This is a genomic window from Lysinibacillus sp. fkY74-1, assembly GCF_053165895.1.
This window is the reverse complement of the sequence record NZ_CP170173.1, coordinates 29,652-45,599: the sequence shown is the minus strand read 5'-3', so window position 1 is coordinate 45,599 and position 15,948 is coordinate 29,652. Positions and strand designations below refer to the sequence as shown.

Genomic DNA, 15,948 nt, shown 5'->3' with positions numbered 1-15,948 from the left:
AAATAGAATAGTCTTATTATAGCATTTGCTGCCTTATATATAAAATGAAGTTACTAAATAAAAATAAAAAAAGCATCCGCCTTATAGTAGACGGATGCTTTGAGTTGGCAATTTAATGCCGTGCACCTTTCCTTGACAGCCGCACATAAGCGTTACTCCTGTCGTTAGCTCAGATTAGGCAACCCCGCGGCACATGGATATGACCACTTAATGCTGCTTCCTTCCGGACCTGACATGGTTCATGGGTATCCATTGCGCAGGACCCAATCGTCAACACTACGTGCAGAAGGCAGACCAAACAATACGGACAGCCTCGAAAAAGGAATTCAGTCTCGCTAGAGCGGATTGCGAGTTACAGGACACCGCTACCTTCCCACCTAGCACGGCAATAACTAGTATACTGACTGTTTGTATAAATTGCAACTTAATGCACAAATTATTTATTACCCATGTATTTTAGCATTACTAAATTTTTAAAAAAATGTTGACTTGAGTTTTAAGTTATGATAAATTTATTTTTGTCGAAAGACAGCAAAGCAATATAACATGGAGGTATACCCAAGTCTGGCTGAAGGGATCGGTCTTGAAAACCGACAGGCGGGTAACACCGCGCGGGGGTTCGAATCCCTCTACCTCCTCCAGTTTTTAATTTCCGACTACGAATGTAGCCGTTTTTTTTTGCCAAAATTGTATGTATTACTTGTTAAATACCACTTCCGCCTCGGTTGTGGTATTTTTTTATTATATCGCTTATGGGAGGTTGTCAAATTGCCACCGAAAAAGAATATAGCTCGCACTTCCCTCACTTGGGTGATTTTAATTGCTATCATGACCGCAATAGGCAGTGAGATTAAAATTATGCCGTTTGCCAATACGACTTTTCGCTTTGGTTTAGGTACCATAATCTTTTTCTTATGCACATTAATTAAACCTACACCTATTATTTTAGCTGGGTTCGCGACAAGTATAGTGACCATCTTTTTTCGTGTTTTAAATTCATATTTACATGATATATCCGTATTAGAGAGCATTTTTAACCATTTACCAGCGGGATTATTTTATGTATTGTTTGCTATATGCCTACGAATTTTAGATGTCCAAACATATAGGGAAAAACCACTAAAGCTTGGTTTACTCGTTGCTTTTAGTGAGGTCATTAGTAACTTAGCAGAACAAATTTTCCGTTTTTTTGTACAAACCTATACATTTCTATTTCTTCATGACCTTTTGATTTTGTTAGCGGTGGCCTTATTACGAAGCTTTTTTGTAGTTGGTATTTATAGCTCTATATTGATTGCCGAACAAAAAAAACGTGTTCAAGAGATGCTTAATATTGGATCTGATCTCTATGTTGAGACCCTGTATTTAAAAAAATCCATGAATCATATTGAAACCATAACAGCTAGCGGATTTGAATTATATCGACAATTAAAAGCTCAAGGATATCGAGCGGAAAGCTTACAAGCTCTTCATATTGCCCAGGAAATCCATGAAGTGAAAAAGGATTCACAACGAATATATGCAGGCATTTCAAAGATTGTTGGTGAAAGGAGCTTTGGTCCTTTTGTATTATCTGAATTATTGCATTATATAGAAGATGGCAATAGTAAATACGCTGAATTGCTTGGGAAAAATATCGAATTCCAGACAAGTATAGACTTCGATTTTCAAACAAGGGAACATATTGCATTGCTCGCTCTTTTAAATAATTTAACTGCTAATGCGGTGGAGGCTATCGAAGAGCAAGGTATCATTTCTATTGCTATTCAACGACAAGAGGATAATACTGTAATAACAATATGTGATACTGGAAAGGGAATTTCACAGAAGGATTTTTCTATTATTTTTGAACCTGGATTTACCACCAAATATAATATAGATGGTGTCGCAGCAACTGGCATTGGCCTTTCGCATGTTGCTGAACTAATAGAAAAATTAAAGGGCTCCATAACCGTTGAATCAAACAATCAATACACAACGTTTAAAATCATAATTCCTACGCAAACTATTCAAACGGGAGAGACTTAAATGAGGTATTTTATTGTAGACGACGATCGTGCAAGTCGTGTCATGTTAAAACAAATTATTGAAGATAGTGGGTTAGGTACAGTGATTGGCGAAGCTCGCAATGGTGAGGATGCCATACCCCAAATTTTAATGACCCAGCCGGAGTTTGTGCTAATCGATTTGCTGATGCCAAAGCTTGATGGTATAGCAACAGTCGAGCATCTTATTCAAAATCGTTTTGAGGGCCAATTTATCATGATCTCTCAGGTCGTGAATAAAGAAATGGTTGGTGAGGCTTATGAACAAGGAATAGAATTCTTCATTCATAAACCAATTAACCGCATTGAGGTAGAAAACGTTTTAAAAAAAACTACCGAACAATTTCGGCTAAAAAATTCACTGTTAGTTATTCGTCAATCGCTTACAAATATTGAATTAAGTGAACAAAAAGCAAATAAAGCAACTTCACGTGATCATATTCAGTCCATATTAAATGATATGGGGATTGTAGGTGAAATTGGGAGCGAGGATATTATAGCTATTATCGAAACTTTACTTGCTCATCAGCATAAGATTGCACCCCTTCCTCCATTAAAGGAGCTCTACGAGGAAATCGCAGCTGTAACAAAGGCTACACCTGATGAAATTTTGAAGGAAAGTAAAGCCATAGAGCAGCGTGTGCGCAGAACAATATTAGCTGCCATGATTAATCTGGCAAATTTAGGCGTTGTCGATTACACCAACTCTGAGTTTGAATATTATGCCCCTCGCTATTTTGATTTTAAAGAAATTCGTCAACTCATGACTCAAATTGAAGACCATGATAATCGTAAAGCAAAGGTAAATATTAAGAAGTTTATTCAAGTGCTATATTCAGACATTTTAACAAAAGTAAATTAATTTTCTCGGATTTTGTCGGATTCCATAAGTCCTCCGTATTATTAAAGTAAGGCGTGTCCTAAAAATTTAATATCAGGGGGTACAAAGGGTTTGAAGAAGAAATTTAAAATCAGTCTAGCCGCTCAAATTTTAATCGGCTTGATTTTAGGGATCATTGTTGGTGGTATTTTTTATGGAAACCCCAAGATTGAGACATATTTACAACCATTAGGGGATATCTTTTTACATCTTATTAAGATGATTGTTGTTCCCATTATTATTTCGACATTAATCGTTGGTGTTGCTGGTACTGGAGACATGAAGCAGCTTGGACGATTAGGCGGGAAATCCATTATTTACTTTGAAATTATAACGACAGTAGCAATCTTAGTTGGATTACTTTCGGCGAATATTTTCCAACCAGGTGCTGGAATAAACATGAGTGAATTATCTCAAGGGGATATTTCGAAATATGTAACAACAACTGAAGAAGTACAGCATGAGGGACCATTCGATATTATTGTAGGTATTGTCCCAACAAATATTATTCAGTCTATGGCTGAGGGTAATATGCTTGCGATTATCTTCTTCTCAGTTATTTTTGGTTTAGGGGTTGCAGCAGTTGGTGAACGAGGAAAGCCAGTCTTAGACTTCTTCCAAGGGGTTGCAGATGCTATGTTCTGGGTAACTAACCTCGTAATGAAGTTTGCGCCAATCGGGGTATTTGGTTTAATTGGTGTAACCGTTTCCAAATATGGGTTTGCTTCACTGGTTCCACTTGCCAAATTAGCCATCCTTGTTTATGCAACCATGTTATTCTTCATCTTTGTTGTTCTTGGCCTTGTGGCAAAATTTGCAGGAATCAGCATCTTCTATTTAATTAAAGTGTTAAAGGATGAGTTGATCTTAGCATTCTCAACCGCAAGTTCTGAAGCTGTATTACCGCGTATTATGTTAAAAATGGAGAAATTAGGGGCTCCGAAGGATATTGTATCCTTTGTTATACCTACCGGTTACTCCTTTAACTTAGACGGATCAACGCTATATCAAGCGATTGCAGCATTATTTATTGCGCAAATGTACGGTATTCACCTTAGCATTGGTGAACAAATTACGTTAATGCTTGTATTGATGGTTACTTCGAAAGGGATTGCAGGTGTTCCGGGGGTATCCTTCGTCGTACTGCTAGCCACTTTAGGTACTGTTGGCATTCCATTAGAAGGACTAGCATTTATTGCTGGTATTGACCGTATCCTTGACATGGGACGTACAGTTGTTAACGTAATTGGTAACTCATTAGCGTCATTAGTGATGGCGAAATGGGAAGGCCGTTTCGATCGCGAAAAAATGAAGAATTACTTTAATGAAAATGAAAATTTAGCATAAAATAAAAAACTCTCACGATGTTGGATGGCATCGTGAGAGTTTTATTTAATTTCCAAGCACTTTATCTAAGTACGCAAGAATGGATTCTTTGCCGTTTGCATGTGCTTCTTGTGCACGCTTTTCATCTTTTAACATCTTTTCTTCCGCAGCTTCGATTACTTTTTCAGCATCTTGCTGTGGTACAACAATGACACCATCGACATCTCCAATAATATAGTCGCCTGGGTGAACCGTCACTCCTCCAATGGCAATGGGCACATTTACTTTGCCACCCCCATTTTTATTACCAGCAGCTACTGTTGTACCTAAAGAGAATACAGGGAAATCTAACTCACGTATAGCAGCAATATCACGAATTACGCCGTCAACTACAAAACCTTGTACTCCAACACCCTTTGCTAAGGACACCACAAAATCTCCTGCTACCGCTCGATTGGTGTTTCCCTTTGCATCTATAACTAAAATATCTCCTTCATTGGCCGCTCTAATAGCCTCCAACACTGCACCATTTTCTCCATCTGGTAAACGTACGGTTACCGCACGTCCAGCAATTTTAAAATGATCGGCTAGCGGTTTAATAGTACTACACAAATTCGTATGCCCACCTGTCGCATCTGAAATAGCTGTTGTTGGCACATGCTGAAAACTTACTTCCACTTTTGTCATCCATAACACCCCTATTATGATTAATGAAAGTCTTACACAAATATTGTAATGAAACCATTTATACTATTTCAATATATCTACTAAAATATTGAACTTAAATAATTTCAATAAATTGCTTGGACTGCTCGTCTAATGCTTCTGCTGCAGTTGCGATTTCACTAAAATCTTTAGTCGTAATAGTAATTTGTTCGTGTGTCTTTTCTACTTTTTCAGCTATTTTTGTAATACTGTCTGTCACTTGACTAATTTCCCGCTCTATCCCCTCTATATTATCCTTCACTTCTGAAATGGATTGCTCTACTCTAACGGAAAGCTTTCTCACCTCTTTTGCCACTACGTCAAAACCTCGACCATATTCTCCAGCTCTTGCGGCTTCGATCGCTGCATTCAAAGCTAATAAATTGGTTTGGGCAGCAATCTCTTGAATGGTTTTCACAATACCTTTAATGGAATCAGCTTGATTCTGTAGCTGTGTAAGATTGCTGACATTTTCTTTTGATTCCTGTGAAACCTCTTGAATGGTGCTCAGTAATTCTTGACTATTTTGAATACCGGTTTCTGAGCGTTGATGAAGTCCATTAGACATTTCCTTCAATTGATCGGCTACATTAGTTATTTCATTTTGACGTTCAGTAATATTCGTAGCAATTTTTGAAACGCCAATTACTTTATTTGAGTGATTGGCGAAAACGGGCATATACGTAGCCTCCAGCCAAACCCTATGTCCATTCGCATCAATTCTTTCAATTTTATCCTGATAACTATTCCCTGCTACTAAATTGCGCCAAAACTGTTCGTATGCTGGACTATGAACGAAATTCGGTAAACAAAAATCTTTATGATTCTTTCCAAGCAATTCTTGTACGGTATAGCCTAATGTTTTAGCAAACAGCTCATTTACATAGGCAACTCTTCGATCCATATCAAAACGAATAATTGCTATATTGCGCTCAATAGCTTGCACTACTAAATCATCAGTCACTTGAGTATCTGCACCTTGCATAATTCACCTCATCCATTTCTATTTTTTACCGTTTATTTAATATTATAAAAAACACGGGGAATATTCACCCATGTTTTTTTAGTAACCGTAATATATCATCTGCTGTATTTGCTATACGGAAGAAGGATTTCTGTTCAGATCGTATAAATCCTTCCTTTAGCATTATTTTAAAATGCTGTAAGAGTGCGTCATAGAAACCATTTACGTTATATAAAATAACAGGTTTTTCATGAAGGCCAATTTGTGCCCAAGTAAAAACTTCGAAATATTCGTCCAAAGTCCCTGCGCCTCCTGGAAGAGCAATAAATGCATCAGCCAGCTCCGCCATTTTAGCTTTTCGAATATGCATGGACTCTACAAAATGAATTTCTGTTAATGAAGCATGAGCCAGTTCTCGCTTCTGTAAATGAGTTGGCATAACACCAATCACCTCTCCACCCGCTGCTAAAACAGCATCCGCAACCTTTCCCATTAATCCTGTTTTGGAACCACCGTAAACAACACCATGTCCGTGCTTAGCTAATACAGCACCTAGCTCTGCCGCTTTCTCCCCATATACTGGACTTTTCCCTATGCCAGATCCGCAATACACTGCAATTCTTATAGTAATCCCTCCTATTCAAAAAACGTGAAACAATCAGTCATGTATTGTTTCACGTTCTTTGGTCGTTTCTTGCTCTTCTATTTTCTTAAATGGCTTGTTTGTTTTAGCATATGACTGATACGGCTCACAATTGATTCAATTGCATCAGGATTTTTTAATAAATCATAATCATTAATATCTAAACGTAGAACTGGACAGGAATTAAAATTATTAATCCAGTTTTCATAACGTTCATGCATTTCTATCCAATAATCATTTGGCGTTTGTTGCTCCATTGCGCGCCCACGTTCTTGTATTCGCCCAATAACAGCATCAATCGGTCCTTCAAGATAAACAAGTAAATCGGGATGTGGGAAATACGGTGTCATTACCATAGCATCAAACAAATTCGTGTACGTTTCATAATCTGTTGGGCTCATTGTTCCCTTATCATAATGCATTTTTGCGAAAATCCCAGTATCTTCATAAATAGAGCGGTCTTGTATAAACCCTCCACCATACTCAAAAATACGTTTTTGTTCCTTAAAACGCTCTGCTAAAAAATAAACTTGTAAATGGAAGCTCCACTTTTCAAAATCCTCATAAAATTTATCAAGATATGGATTGGTATCTACTTTTTCGAAGGATGTACGGAAATTCAGTGCTTCTGCTAAAGCTTTTGTCATCGTGGACTTTCCTACGCCTACAGTACCGGCAATCGTGATGACGGTTTGTGGAGGAATATCGTATTTCTCTCTTAAATTCATTATTGCAAACTCCTTTTTTGTAACGTATCCTTAATTATTTTCAAAACATAATTTAAATCGTCTGGATTTTTCACAAAATCGAGCTGATCTCCATTAAATCGAATAACTGGTATTTCAGGATGCATTTTCTCAAAATGTTCGATAAAAGAATGATAATCGATAACGAGCTGCTCCATGTAATCGCGTGATATCATTTTTTCAAAGTCTCGTCCACGCATGGCAATTCGTTTCATCAATGTTTCAACGCTTGCATGTAAATAAACAACTACATTAGGTACAGGCATATCTTTTGTTAATATTTTATAAATTTCCTCATACTTTTCGTATTCGGTAGATGCCAGTGTACGCTTCGCAAATATTAAATTCTTAAAAATATGATAGTCTGCTACAACTGGCTTGGCATGAGCTAATCGGAATTTTTTAATGTCCGTTAATTGCTTATAGCGATTACATAGGAAGAACATTTCCGTTTGGAAACTCCACTCCTCAATATTTTCATAAAACTTATTTAAAAAAGGGTTTTCGTCTACAATTTCTTTTAATAGATGGTAATTAAATGTCGCTGCTATCTCTTTCGATAAAGAGGTTTTACCAACACCAATCGGACCTTCTACCGTAACAAATGGAACCGTCACCAGAAGCTCCTCCTTTTGTTCTATGGATTCGATCATTGTGTCCTACATAAATGAATCAGTACCTTTCATTTTATCATAGTGATAAAATGAAAAACAGAATCAACCTATGAAAATTAAGTATGAGATTTTTCCCCGTATAGTTTGAAAAAAGACATTGAGGATATGTATCCCAATGTCTTTTCATCTTCACAATTTCACTCGCTGTAAACGTAGAGCATTTAATACAACTGATACAGAACTGAAAGCCATTGCTGCCCCTGCCACCCACGGAGCAAGTAGACCAATTGCAGCAATCGGAATACCTAAAGTATTGTAAGCAAATGCCCAAAACAGATTTTGTTTAATATTACGCATTGTTTTTCTACTCATAAGAATAGCGTCCGCAATACTATTTAAATCACCACGGATTAACGTAATATCTGCCGCTTCCATCGCCACATCTGTCCCTGTACCAATGGCCATACCAATATTCGCTGTCGCTAGCGCAGGTGCATCATTAATTCCATCTCCCACCATCGCTACATTTTTACCTTGAGCTTGAAGCTTTTTCACCTCATCTGCTTTTCCTTCTGGTAAGACTTCAGCAATAACTTGGTTAACACCTACCTCTGTTCCTATTGCCTGGGCTGTACGTTCATTATCTCCCGTCATCATAATGACTGTAATACCCATATCCTGTAAACGATGAATAGCCTCTTTAGATGTATCTTTTACTGTATCAGCAACAGCAACTACCCCCGCATATTGGCCATTTATTGCAGCCAACATTGCTGTTTTGCCATTGCTCTCTAATTCCTCCATTTTAGGTAAAATACTATCTAGCTGGATGCCATACTGTTGCATTAATTTTCGTGTACCAATGATAACACCTTGACCTGAGACCGTTGCCTGCACACCGTAACCTGGAATTGCCTCAAAAAATTGAACATCCCCTAAAGCAATACCACGTTCTTCTATACCATGAACAATCGCCTCTGCAAGTGGATGCTCCGACTGTTTCTCAGCTGCACCGATTAATGATAAAAAGTGTGTCTCCTCTTGGTCTGGGGCTAAAAGAACATCCGTTAGCACTGGCTTACCATGTGTCACTGTCCCTGTCTTATCTACAACTACCGTATCAATACTTTGTGTTTGTTCTAAATGTTCGCCACCTTTGAATAAAATGCCAAATTCAGCGGCGCGACCCGAACCGGCCATTATAGAGGTCGGTGTGGCTAAACCAAGTGCACATGGACAAGCAATCACCAGTACTGCAATTAAGACCTCTAAAGCAGGGGTAAATTCTCCAGGACGTACCCAAATAATCCAAACTATGAATGTCACAATCGCAATGCCAACAACAATTGGTACAAAAACACCTGAGATTTGGTCTGCTAAACGTTGAATCGGTGCTTTTGATCCTTGAGCATCTTCTACTACCTTAATAATTTGTGCGAGGGCAGTATCACGGCCAACCTTTGTGGCTGTCATTTTTATAAAACCATTTTTATTAATGGTTGATCCAAATAATTGATCGCCCTGCTTTTTATCAACTGGTAAACTTTCTCCTGTCAACATGGATTCATCAACAGCCGTTGTTCCTTCTAAAACTTCTCCGTCAACGGGAATCTTCTCACCTGGTTTAACTAGGATGACATCACCAATCATCACTTCTTCTAAAGGTACTTCCCTCTCCATACCGTCTCGTACAACAATGGCTGTTTTGGCTTGTAGTCCCATTAGTTTTTTTATAGCTTCAGATGAACGTCCTTTCGCTTTTGCCTCAAATAATTTCCCTAATAAAATTAATGTAATTAAAACAGCACTTGTTTCAAAATAGAGGTGTGGGCCATGATGTGTTCCTATCGTCACAATTGCTTGATAAACACTATAGAAATAAGCTGCTGATGTCCCCATCACAACCAGTACATCCATATTTGCACTGCCATTTCGCAATGCTTTATATGCCCCTACATAAAACTGCTTACCAATAATAAACTGTACGGGTGTAGCCAATACCATTTGAACCCATGGATTCATAAGGAATTCTGGCACATATAAAAACGATGTAAAGGAAAAATGGCCGACCATCGTCCAAAGCAGTGGTAAGGATAGAATGGCCGATAAAATAAATTTTTGTTGCTGCTGTTTAATAACCTTTTCTCGATGATCCTCTGTTTCCTGCTCATCTGCTTTTTGATGGGCGCCGTAACCTAACTTCTCAACCTTTGCAATAATATCTGCAATGTTCACCTCTGATGGGTTAAACTCAATCATTGCCTTTTCAAGAGCTAAGTTGACATTGGCAGATGATACACCGCTCATTTTATTTAATCCTTTTTCTATTCGAGTGGCACAGGCCGCACATGTCATCCCTGTAATATCAAGTTCAGTTTTTTGTTTAACTACTCCATAGCCAAGCGCCTCTATCTTTTTTTCAAAATCTGCTTCACTTAGCTTTGCTGGATCGTACTTAATAGATGATTTTTCAAGCGCTAAATTAACCGTTGCTTGTTCTACTCCATCCATTTTATTTAATCCTTTTTCTATTCGAGTGGCACAGGCCGCACATGTCATCCCTGTAATTTGCAAATTAGCTTCCTTATGATCAGAACTCATTTACCTTTCACCTCTCCTTATACCGACAGGGGGTATATATTTTTGAAAATAAGAGAGTGCCATCACAGCACTCTACAATTTTTATTTTACTTCATAGCCTTGATCATCAATTGTCTCTTTAATTTGATCAAGTGATACTTGTGCATCATCAAATGCAACATCAACTAAACCTTCTGCTAAATTTACTTTTACTTGTTCAACACCAGTTAAAGCACCAACATTTTTTTCAACTGCGTTTACACAATGACCACATGACATTCCTTGCACATTTAATGTTACATTTTGCATAATAAATCTCTCCCTTTTTATTTTTATAAACATCTATTTTTTCATTAACTTTTGAATCGTTACTACTAATTCATCTAAAACTGCATCATCGCCCTCTGATAGACGATCCACAACACAACCCTTTAAATGTCCTTCTAGTAAAATTTTCGCTACACTATTCAAAGCAGACTGTGTAGCAGAAAGTTGCGTAATAACATCATCACAATAAACGTCTTTTTCGATCATTCCCTTAATGCCCCGGATTTGACCTTCTATACGGTTTAAACGAGTTGTTAAATCCTTTTTCACACGCTCAGGGTGATGGCTTTTTCGACAAGACGTAGCTCCCTCTGTATGACAAGCATCCTCTTTTACTATGTCCTCCATTCACTACACCTCCTATTTCATTTTCATCATACTATACCCACGAAGGGTATGCAAGTCGTAAATTTTTTTTTATTCATGATGATGCTCATGAACATTTTTCAATTGACATAAAATCGAGCTTTCATGTGGATGGGAAGCCGTTTCTAATTGAATGGTTACATGTTTAATACCCTTATGCTCAAGATTATGTTCAATTTTTCGTAGAATATGCTCACCATCTACAATTTTTAAGTACTTATTTACAACTGCATGACAGGACAAAGCATTGGTTCCACTAGTAATTGTCCAGATGTGTAGATCGTGGATGCTTTCTACCCCATCAGTTTGTTCAATTAATTGAATTATCTCCTGAACATCCACATTAGAGGGTGTTCCTTCCATTAATACATGAATAGCGGATTTTGTAACATAGTAGCCACTTCTTATTACTAATAAGGCAACAATAACACTCGCTAGAGGATCAGCCCATCCCCAACCAAAAAACATAATTAGTAAGGCAGCCACAATAGCTCCTACAGATCCTAGCATATCACTCAGTACATGTAAAAAAGCTCCACGCATATTTAAATTGTCCTTTGTATCACTTCCACGCATCATAATCCATGCTACTAAAATGTTAACCAAAAGACCGATTGTACTTATAATAAGCATTCCTGTAGTAGCCACTTCAGGGGGATTTGCAAATCGTTCGATCGCTTCATAGAAAATAAATAATGCTATCCCAATCAATGTAACGCCATTTAATACTGCCGCTAAAATTTCAAATCGTTTATAACCATATGTTTTACTATAGCTTGCTGCCTTTTCTCCAAAAACAAACGCGAGCAAAGCTATAGCTAATGAAATGGAGTCACTTAACATATGACCTGCATCCGATAAAAGAGCCAAACTATTTGTTAAAAAACCACCAATTGCTTCCACAACCATATAACTAGTAATAATAATAAATGATACGATTAACACTTTTTTATTAGCGCCATGTGTATGATCATGGCCATGATCATGGTTATGTCCCATTATTAATCCCTCCGTTCTTTAATTATGTGCAGCATGCTCAATTGCTTGCTTCAATAAGTTCATAATGTGATCGTCATCTTTTGAGTAAAATAAAGTTGTACCTTCTCTTCTAAATTTCACTAATCGTAAATTTTTTAGAAACCGTAATTGATGAGAAACTGTCGATTGTCCTAAATCTAAAATTTCAGCAATGTCATTGACAGAATGCTCATCTGCACAAAGTAAATTTAAAATTCGAATTCTCGTCGGGTCACTTAATGCCTTAAAAGTTTGAGACACAACAAATAATGTCTCATCGTCTAAATGCTGACTATTTTCCATTTTCGTTATTTTTATTTCTTCATCCATATTAGTTTACCCCCATTTATTTATATTTATATATGAGCATGTGTTCATATATAAATATAAATGGTTATTTTAGGAATGTCAATCAATAATTATGCCTTGTCGTATTGCTTCTGAAATCTGCAAGAATTTAAAAGTAGCAATTACCAATTAAGCAGGATAAACTACTTTTAAGGAGAGATATTTAGTGGATATTTTTGAAACAGATCGTTTATTTATGAAACAAGCATTAGAGGAAGCAAAAAAAGCAGCTATACTTGGGGAAGTACCTATAGGGGCTGTCCTTGTTTATGATGGGGAAATTATTGCAAGAGCTCATAACCTACGAGAAACAACACAAAATGCAACAACACATGCTGAATTAATGGTTATTCAAGAGGCTTGTCAAAAAATCGGCAGTTGGCGTCTCGAAAAAACAACACTTTACGTTACGCTTGAGCCTTGCCCCATGTGTGCAGGTGCAATCCTCCAATCCCGTGTACCACGTGTCGTTTATGGAGCAAGGGATATAAAAGCAGGCTGTGTAGATTCACTCTATCGTTTATTAAATGATGCACGCTTTAACCATGAGTGCGAAGTTTCTGAAGGAATTTTAGCAGATGAATGTGGACAAATCCTAACCGATTTTTTCCGAGCTTTACGTGAACGAAAGAAGGCAGAGAAAAAGACACGACAAGCAGCAATGACTGAAAAGAATTAGCTAAAAAAAGAAGGTGCTCCTATTGAGGCACCTTCTTTTTTATATTTAAGGCGATGGCGATATATAGGAAATGTGTCGTAGCAACCACAGCACATATATTGAACCTAATATGAAGCTTGAATTGTGGATTGTTCAAAAACGTATTCAACTTCAATATATCAAGTGAATGGCTATACATGTATAAGCTGGTCATCTGGTGTTAAGCCGATTTACAATAGTTATTTAAATCTGCTTAATCATAAATTGCACATCCTTTAGCATCTGAAATTAAGACATTGTCAAATTCATTTAAAGCCTCAGCAAATTGCTGTAAATTCATGAATTTCTCCCCCTGTCCCTATAAATATTACCCCTAATAACGAATTTTCGAAAATTACGAGAAATATCATTTTTGAAATGAAAAAAGGCTATTTTAGCTTAACCTTTATACGGTAATCTAAAATAGCCTTGATGTTTATTTTGGGGCAATTACTTCTTTTCCACCCATATATGGTCTTAAAACTTCAGGAATTACTACGCTTCCATCGGCTTGTTGATAGTTTTCAAGAATAGCGGCAACTGTACGACCAATCGCAAGACCTGAACCGTTTAATGTGTGAACATATTCTGGTTTTGCATTTGGCTCACGACGGAAGCGAATATTTGCGCGTCGTGCTTGGAAGTCCTCAAAGTTTGAACAAGAAGAAATTTCTCGGTACATGTTTTGTGCTGGAATCCAAACTTCTAAATCATATTTCTTCGCAGCAGTGAATCCTAAATCGGCTGTACACATTTTTAATTTACGATATGGTAAGCCAAGTAATTGCAGCACTTTTTCAGCATGACCCGTTAATAGCTCTAACTGCTCATATGACTCCTCAGGTTTAACAAAGCGAACTAATTCCACTTTGTTAAATTGGTGCTGGCGGATTAAACCACGTGTATCACGACCTGCAGAGCCCGCTTCTGAACGGAAACATGCACTGTATGCAGCAAAACCTTGTGGTAAAGCTTCAGCAGTTAAAATTTCATCACGGTAGAAATTGGTCACGGGTACTTCAGCTGTTGGAATCATGAAATAATCTGTTTCCGCTAATTTAAATACGTCTTCCTCAAATTTAGGTAGCTGTCCAGTACCCGTTAAGCTTTCACGATTTACAATCACAGGTGGTAGCATTTCCTCATAGCCATGCTCTTCAGCATGTAAATCCATCATAAAGGTCATTAACGCACGTTCTAAGCGAGCCCCTAGGCCGCGGTAGAATAAGAATCGGCTACCAGTTACTTTTGCGCCACGTTCAAAGTCCACAATTTTTAGATCCGTAGCTAGGTCCCAGTGTGCTTTAATCTCAAAATCAAATGCTGGAATTTGACCCCATGTATATTCCTCAACATTGTCATCTTCTGTCGTACCCACTGGTACAGATTCATGAGGAACGTTCGGCAGGCGCATCATCATATCTTTAAAGCGATCTTCCACATCATTTAATTGAATATCAAGCTCTTTAATTTCATCGCCCACTTGACGCATACGCGCAATCACTTCATCTGCGTTTTCTTTGTTGCGCTTCATAACAGAAATTTGCTCAGATACTTTATTTCGTTCTGCCTTCAGTTCTTCCGTTTTAGCAATTAGTTCACGACGCTTTGCATCTAAATTTTCAAAGTCATCTAAATTCCCTAAATCTTCATTACGTGTTAATAGCATTTCTTTAATTTCGGCGAAATTATCACGCACGCGTTTAATATCTAACATCGAACATACCTCCAGTAGTTTCTTAATGATGGGAAATTGTTGCATCTTGTTTCTATATCTTGATTCAGCGGTCATTTAAACACCAGAATAGAAAGGCGATATTTGGCTAAATCAAGATAAACACAAAAAAGCCCCCATCCCATAAAGGGACGAGAGCTACCCGCGTTGCCACCCTAATTGATTAGACACTATATCTAATCCACTTATTTTATAACGGCATTCCAGCCGGCAGCAGCCTACTTCAATGACTTCGACTGTGCAACTCCAGGACGGATTCACAAGTGCTTTTATCAGCTTTCACCAACCGCTGACTCTCTAAAAAAAACGTGCTTGCTACTACTTCCCATCATCGTGTTCAGTTAATTAAATTTTAACCATACTGTACTATATGAAAACAAATTTTGCAAGTCATACCATAGATGCTACAAAATATTCAAGAATACGTGTGTCTGAAGTTAATTCGGGATGAAAGGAACAACCTAGTAAATGTCTATCCTGGGCTAAAATAATCTTACCTTCATGCTCTGCGAGAATTTCAACATCTTTTCCGACTTTCACTATATGAGGTGCCCGAATAAAAACTGCTGGAATCGCCTCTCCTATTTTAGGAATATCCAGCATTACTTCAAAGCTGTCAACCTGGCGTCCATATGAATTTCTTGCAACTGTCACATCCATAACTGCTAAATGTGGTTCATCATTTACTAAAGTAGTAGCCATTAAAATTAATCCTGCACATGTCCCAAACATGGGTAAACCACGTTGTGCTATTTCTCGTATAGGCTCTAGTAGTTCAAAACGATCCAACAGCTTTCTCATTGTAGTACTCTCTCCACCAGGTAATACAAGTCCATCTAGTTTTACTAAATCCTGCTTATGTTTTACTTCAACAGCTTCACAGCCAAGGCTTTCTAGCATTTGAACATGCTCTCGTACCGCCCCTTGTAACGCTAAAACACCAATTCGTTTCATC

16 protein-coding genes, 1 tRNA gene, 1 other RNA gene and 1 other annotated feature are annotated in these 15,948 nt (G+C 37.6%); of the genes, 5 read left to right on the top strand and 13 right to left on the bottom strand.

Annotated elements, in window-relative coordinates:
* Window positions 1-118 precede the first annotated feature (118 nt).
* Window positions 119-386: signal recognition particle sRNA large type (gene ffs / locus ACE1MS_RS00195), an RNA gene on the bottom strand.
* Window positions 387-548: 162 nt separating this feature from the next.
* Here ffs and ACE1MS_RS00190 point away from each other — a divergent pair.
* The 4 genes from ACE1MS_RS00190 (at window position 549) to ACE1MS_RS00175 (ending at window position 4,272) form a co-directional block, all read left to right on the top strand.
* Window positions 549-641, top strand: a tRNA-Ser gene (locus ACE1MS_RS00190).
* Window positions 642-768: 127 nt separating this feature from the next.
* The gene (locus tag ACE1MS_RS00185) at window positions 769-2,028 is read left to right on the top strand and encodes a sensor histidine kinase (RefSeq protein ID WP_325882224.1); all 1,260 of its coding nucleotides are present in this window, start codon (window positions 769-771) and stop codon (window positions 2,026-2,028) included.
* Window positions 2,029-2,907 carry a response regulator gene (locus ACE1MS_RS00180; RefSeq protein ID WP_012291855.1) on the top strand — a complete coding sequence of 293 codons (879 nt, stop codon included), beginning with the start codon at window positions 2,029-2,031 and terminating at the stop codon, window positions 2,905-2,907.
* A 90-nt stretch (window positions 2,908-2,997) separates the two neighbouring features.
* The gene (locus ACE1MS_RS00175) at window positions 2,998-4,272 is read left to right on the top strand and encodes a cation:dicarboxylate symporter family transporter (RefSeq protein WP_012291854.1); all 1,275 of its coding nucleotides are present in this window, start codon (window positions 2,998-3,000) and stop codon (window positions 4,270-4,272) included.
* 45 nt (window positions 4,273-4,317) lie between these two features.
* Here the strand turns inward: ACE1MS_RS00175 and ACE1MS_RS00170 are convergent, their stop codons facing one another.
* The 10 genes from ACE1MS_RS00170 to ACE1MS_RS00125 all read right to left on the bottom strand — a co-directional run bounded on the left by ACE1MS_RS00170 (window position 4,318) and on the right by ACE1MS_RS00125 (window position 12,543).
* A complete protein-coding gene (locus tag ACE1MS_RS00170; protein ID WP_031418655.1) occupies window positions 4,318-4,938 on the bottom strand; it encodes an RraA family protein in 621 nt (206 codons plus the stop codon).
* 94 nt (window positions 4,939-5,032) lie between these two features.
* Window positions 5,033-5,941 (bottom strand): methyl-accepting chemotaxis protein, encoded by a 909-nt coding sequence (locus ACE1MS_RS00165; RefSeq protein WP_012291852.1) that lies wholly within the window; start codon window positions 5,939-5,941, stop codon window positions 5,033-5,035.
* A gap of 64 nt (window positions 5,942-6,005) precedes the next feature.
* Window positions 6,006-6,533, bottom strand: a complete 528-nt coding sequence (locus tag ACE1MS_RS00160) for an LOG family protein (RefSeq protein WP_036166758.1) — start codon at window positions 6,531-6,533, stop codon at window positions 6,006-6,008.
* An 89-nt stretch (window positions 6,534-6,622) separates the two neighbouring features.
* The gene (locus ACE1MS_RS00155; protein WP_031418652.1) at window positions 6,623-7,291 is read right to left on the bottom strand and encodes a deoxynucleoside kinase; all 669 of its coding nucleotides are present in this window, start codon (window positions 7,289-7,291) and stop codon (window positions 6,623-6,625) included.
* Window positions 7,291-7,926 carry a deoxynucleoside kinase gene (locus ACE1MS_RS00150; RefSeq protein WP_036160336.1) on the bottom strand — a complete coding sequence of 212 codons (636 nt, stop codon included), beginning with the start codon at window positions 7,924-7,926 and terminating at the stop codon, window positions 7,291-7,293. The genes ACE1MS_RS00155 and ACE1MS_RS00150 overlap by 1 nt, the downstream gene beginning before the upstream one ends.
* Window positions 7,927-8,112: 186 nt before the next feature.
* Window positions 8,113-10,524 carry a heavy metal translocating P-type ATPase gene (locus tag ACE1MS_RS00145; protein ID WP_325882225.1) on the bottom strand — a complete coding sequence of 804 codons (2,412 nt, stop codon included), beginning with the start codon at window positions 10,522-10,524 and terminating at the stop codon, window positions 8,113-8,115.
* An 81-nt stretch (window positions 10,525-10,605) separates the two neighbouring features.
* A complete protein-coding gene (gene copZ / locus ACE1MS_RS00140; RefSeq protein WP_012291847.1) occupies window positions 10,606-10,812 on the bottom strand; it encodes a copper chaperone CopZ in 207 nt (68 codons plus the stop codon).
* Between the two features lie 33 nt (window positions 10,813-10,845).
* Window positions 10,846-11,178 carry a metal-sensitive transcriptional regulator gene (locus tag ACE1MS_RS00135; protein ID WP_008179668.1) on the bottom strand — a complete coding sequence of 111 codons (333 nt, stop codon included), beginning with the start codon at window positions 11,176-11,178 and terminating at the stop codon, window positions 10,846-10,848.
* Window positions 11,179-11,247: 69 nt separating this feature from the next.
* The gene (locus ACE1MS_RS00130) at window positions 11,248-12,195 is read right to left on the bottom strand and encodes a cation diffusion facilitator family transporter (protein WP_012291846.1); all 948 of its coding nucleotides are present in this window, start codon (window positions 12,193-12,195) and stop codon (window positions 11,248-11,250) included.
* An 18-nt stretch (window positions 12,196-12,213) separates the two neighbouring features.
* Entirely contained in the window at window positions 12,214-12,543 is a 330-nt protein-coding gene (locus tag ACE1MS_RS00125; protein WP_012291845.1) for an ArsR/SmtB family transcription factor, read from the bottom strand.
* 184 nt (window positions 12,544-12,727) lie between these two features.
* Between ACE1MS_RS00125 and tadA the strand changes: the two genes are divergently transcribed.
* Entirely contained in the window at window positions 12,728-13,240 is a 513-nt protein-coding gene (tadA, locus tag ACE1MS_RS00120; RefSeq protein WP_031418649.1) for a tRNA adenosine(34) deaminase TadA, read from the top strand.
* Between the two features lie 454 nt (window positions 13,241-13,694).
* Here tadA and serS read toward each other — a convergent pair whose 3' ends face one another.
* On the bottom strand, window positions 13,695-14,975 hold the full coding sequence (gene serS, locus ACE1MS_RS00115; RefSeq protein WP_036218031.1) for a serine--tRNA ligase: 1,281 nt from the start codon (window positions 14,973-14,975) through the stop codon (window positions 13,695-13,697).
* A gap of 142 nt (window positions 14,976-15,117) precedes the next feature.
* Window positions 15,118-15,334 (bottom strand) — a binding site (T-box leader).
* A 49-nt stretch (window positions 15,335-15,383) separates the two neighbouring features.
* Window positions 15,384-15,947: a pyridoxal 5'-phosphate synthase glutaminase subunit PdxT gene (gene pdxT, locus ACE1MS_RS00110; RefSeq protein WP_012291842.1), complete on the bottom strand. Its 564-nt coding sequence runs from the start codon at window positions 15,945-15,947 to the stop codon at window positions 15,384-15,386.
* Window position 15,948: the final 1 nt, after the last annotated feature.

Coding starts and splice junctions, on each gene's coding strand:
- ACE1MS_RS00145 (WP_325882225.1), bottom strand. CDS start 10,524: ATGAGTTCTGATCATAAGGAAGCTAATTTGCAAATTACAGGGATGACA.
- copZ (WP_012291847.1), bottom strand. CDS start 10,812: ATGCAAAATGTAACATTAAATGTGCAAGGAATGTCATGTGGTCATTGT.
- ACE1MS_RS00170 (WP_031418655.1), bottom strand. CDS start 4,938: ATGACAAAAGTGGAAGTAAGTTTTCAGCATGTGCCAACAACAGCTATT.
- serS (WP_036218031.1), bottom strand. CDS start 14,975: ATGTTAGATATTAAACGCGTGCGTGATAATTTCGCCGAAATTAAAGAA.
- ACE1MS_RS00135 (WP_008179668.1), bottom strand. CDS start 11,178: ATGGAGGACATAGTAAAAGAGGATGCTTGTCATACAGAGGGAGCTACG.
- ACE1MS_RS00165 (WP_012291852.1), bottom strand. CDS start 5,941: ATGCAAGGTGCAGATACTCAAGTGACTGATGATTTAGTAGTGCAAGCT.
- ACE1MS_RS00155 (WP_031418652.1), bottom strand. CDS start 7,291: ATGAATTTAAGAGAGAAATACGATATTCCTCCACAAACCGTCATCACG.
- ACE1MS_RS00125 (WP_012291845.1), bottom strand. CDS start 12,543: ATGGATGAAGAAATAAAAATAACGAAAATGGAAAATAGTCAGCATTTA.
- ACE1MS_RS00130 (WP_012291846.1), bottom strand. CDS start 12,195: ATGGGACATAACCATGATCATGGCCATGATCATACACATGGCGCTAAT.
- ACE1MS_RS00180 (WP_012291855.1), top strand. CDS start 2,029: ATGAGGTATTTTATTGTAGACGACGATCGTGCAAGTCGTGTCATGTTA.
- pdxT (WP_012291842.1), bottom strand. CDS start 15,947: ATGAAACGAATTGGTGTTTTAGCGTTACAAGGGGCGGTACGAGAGCAT.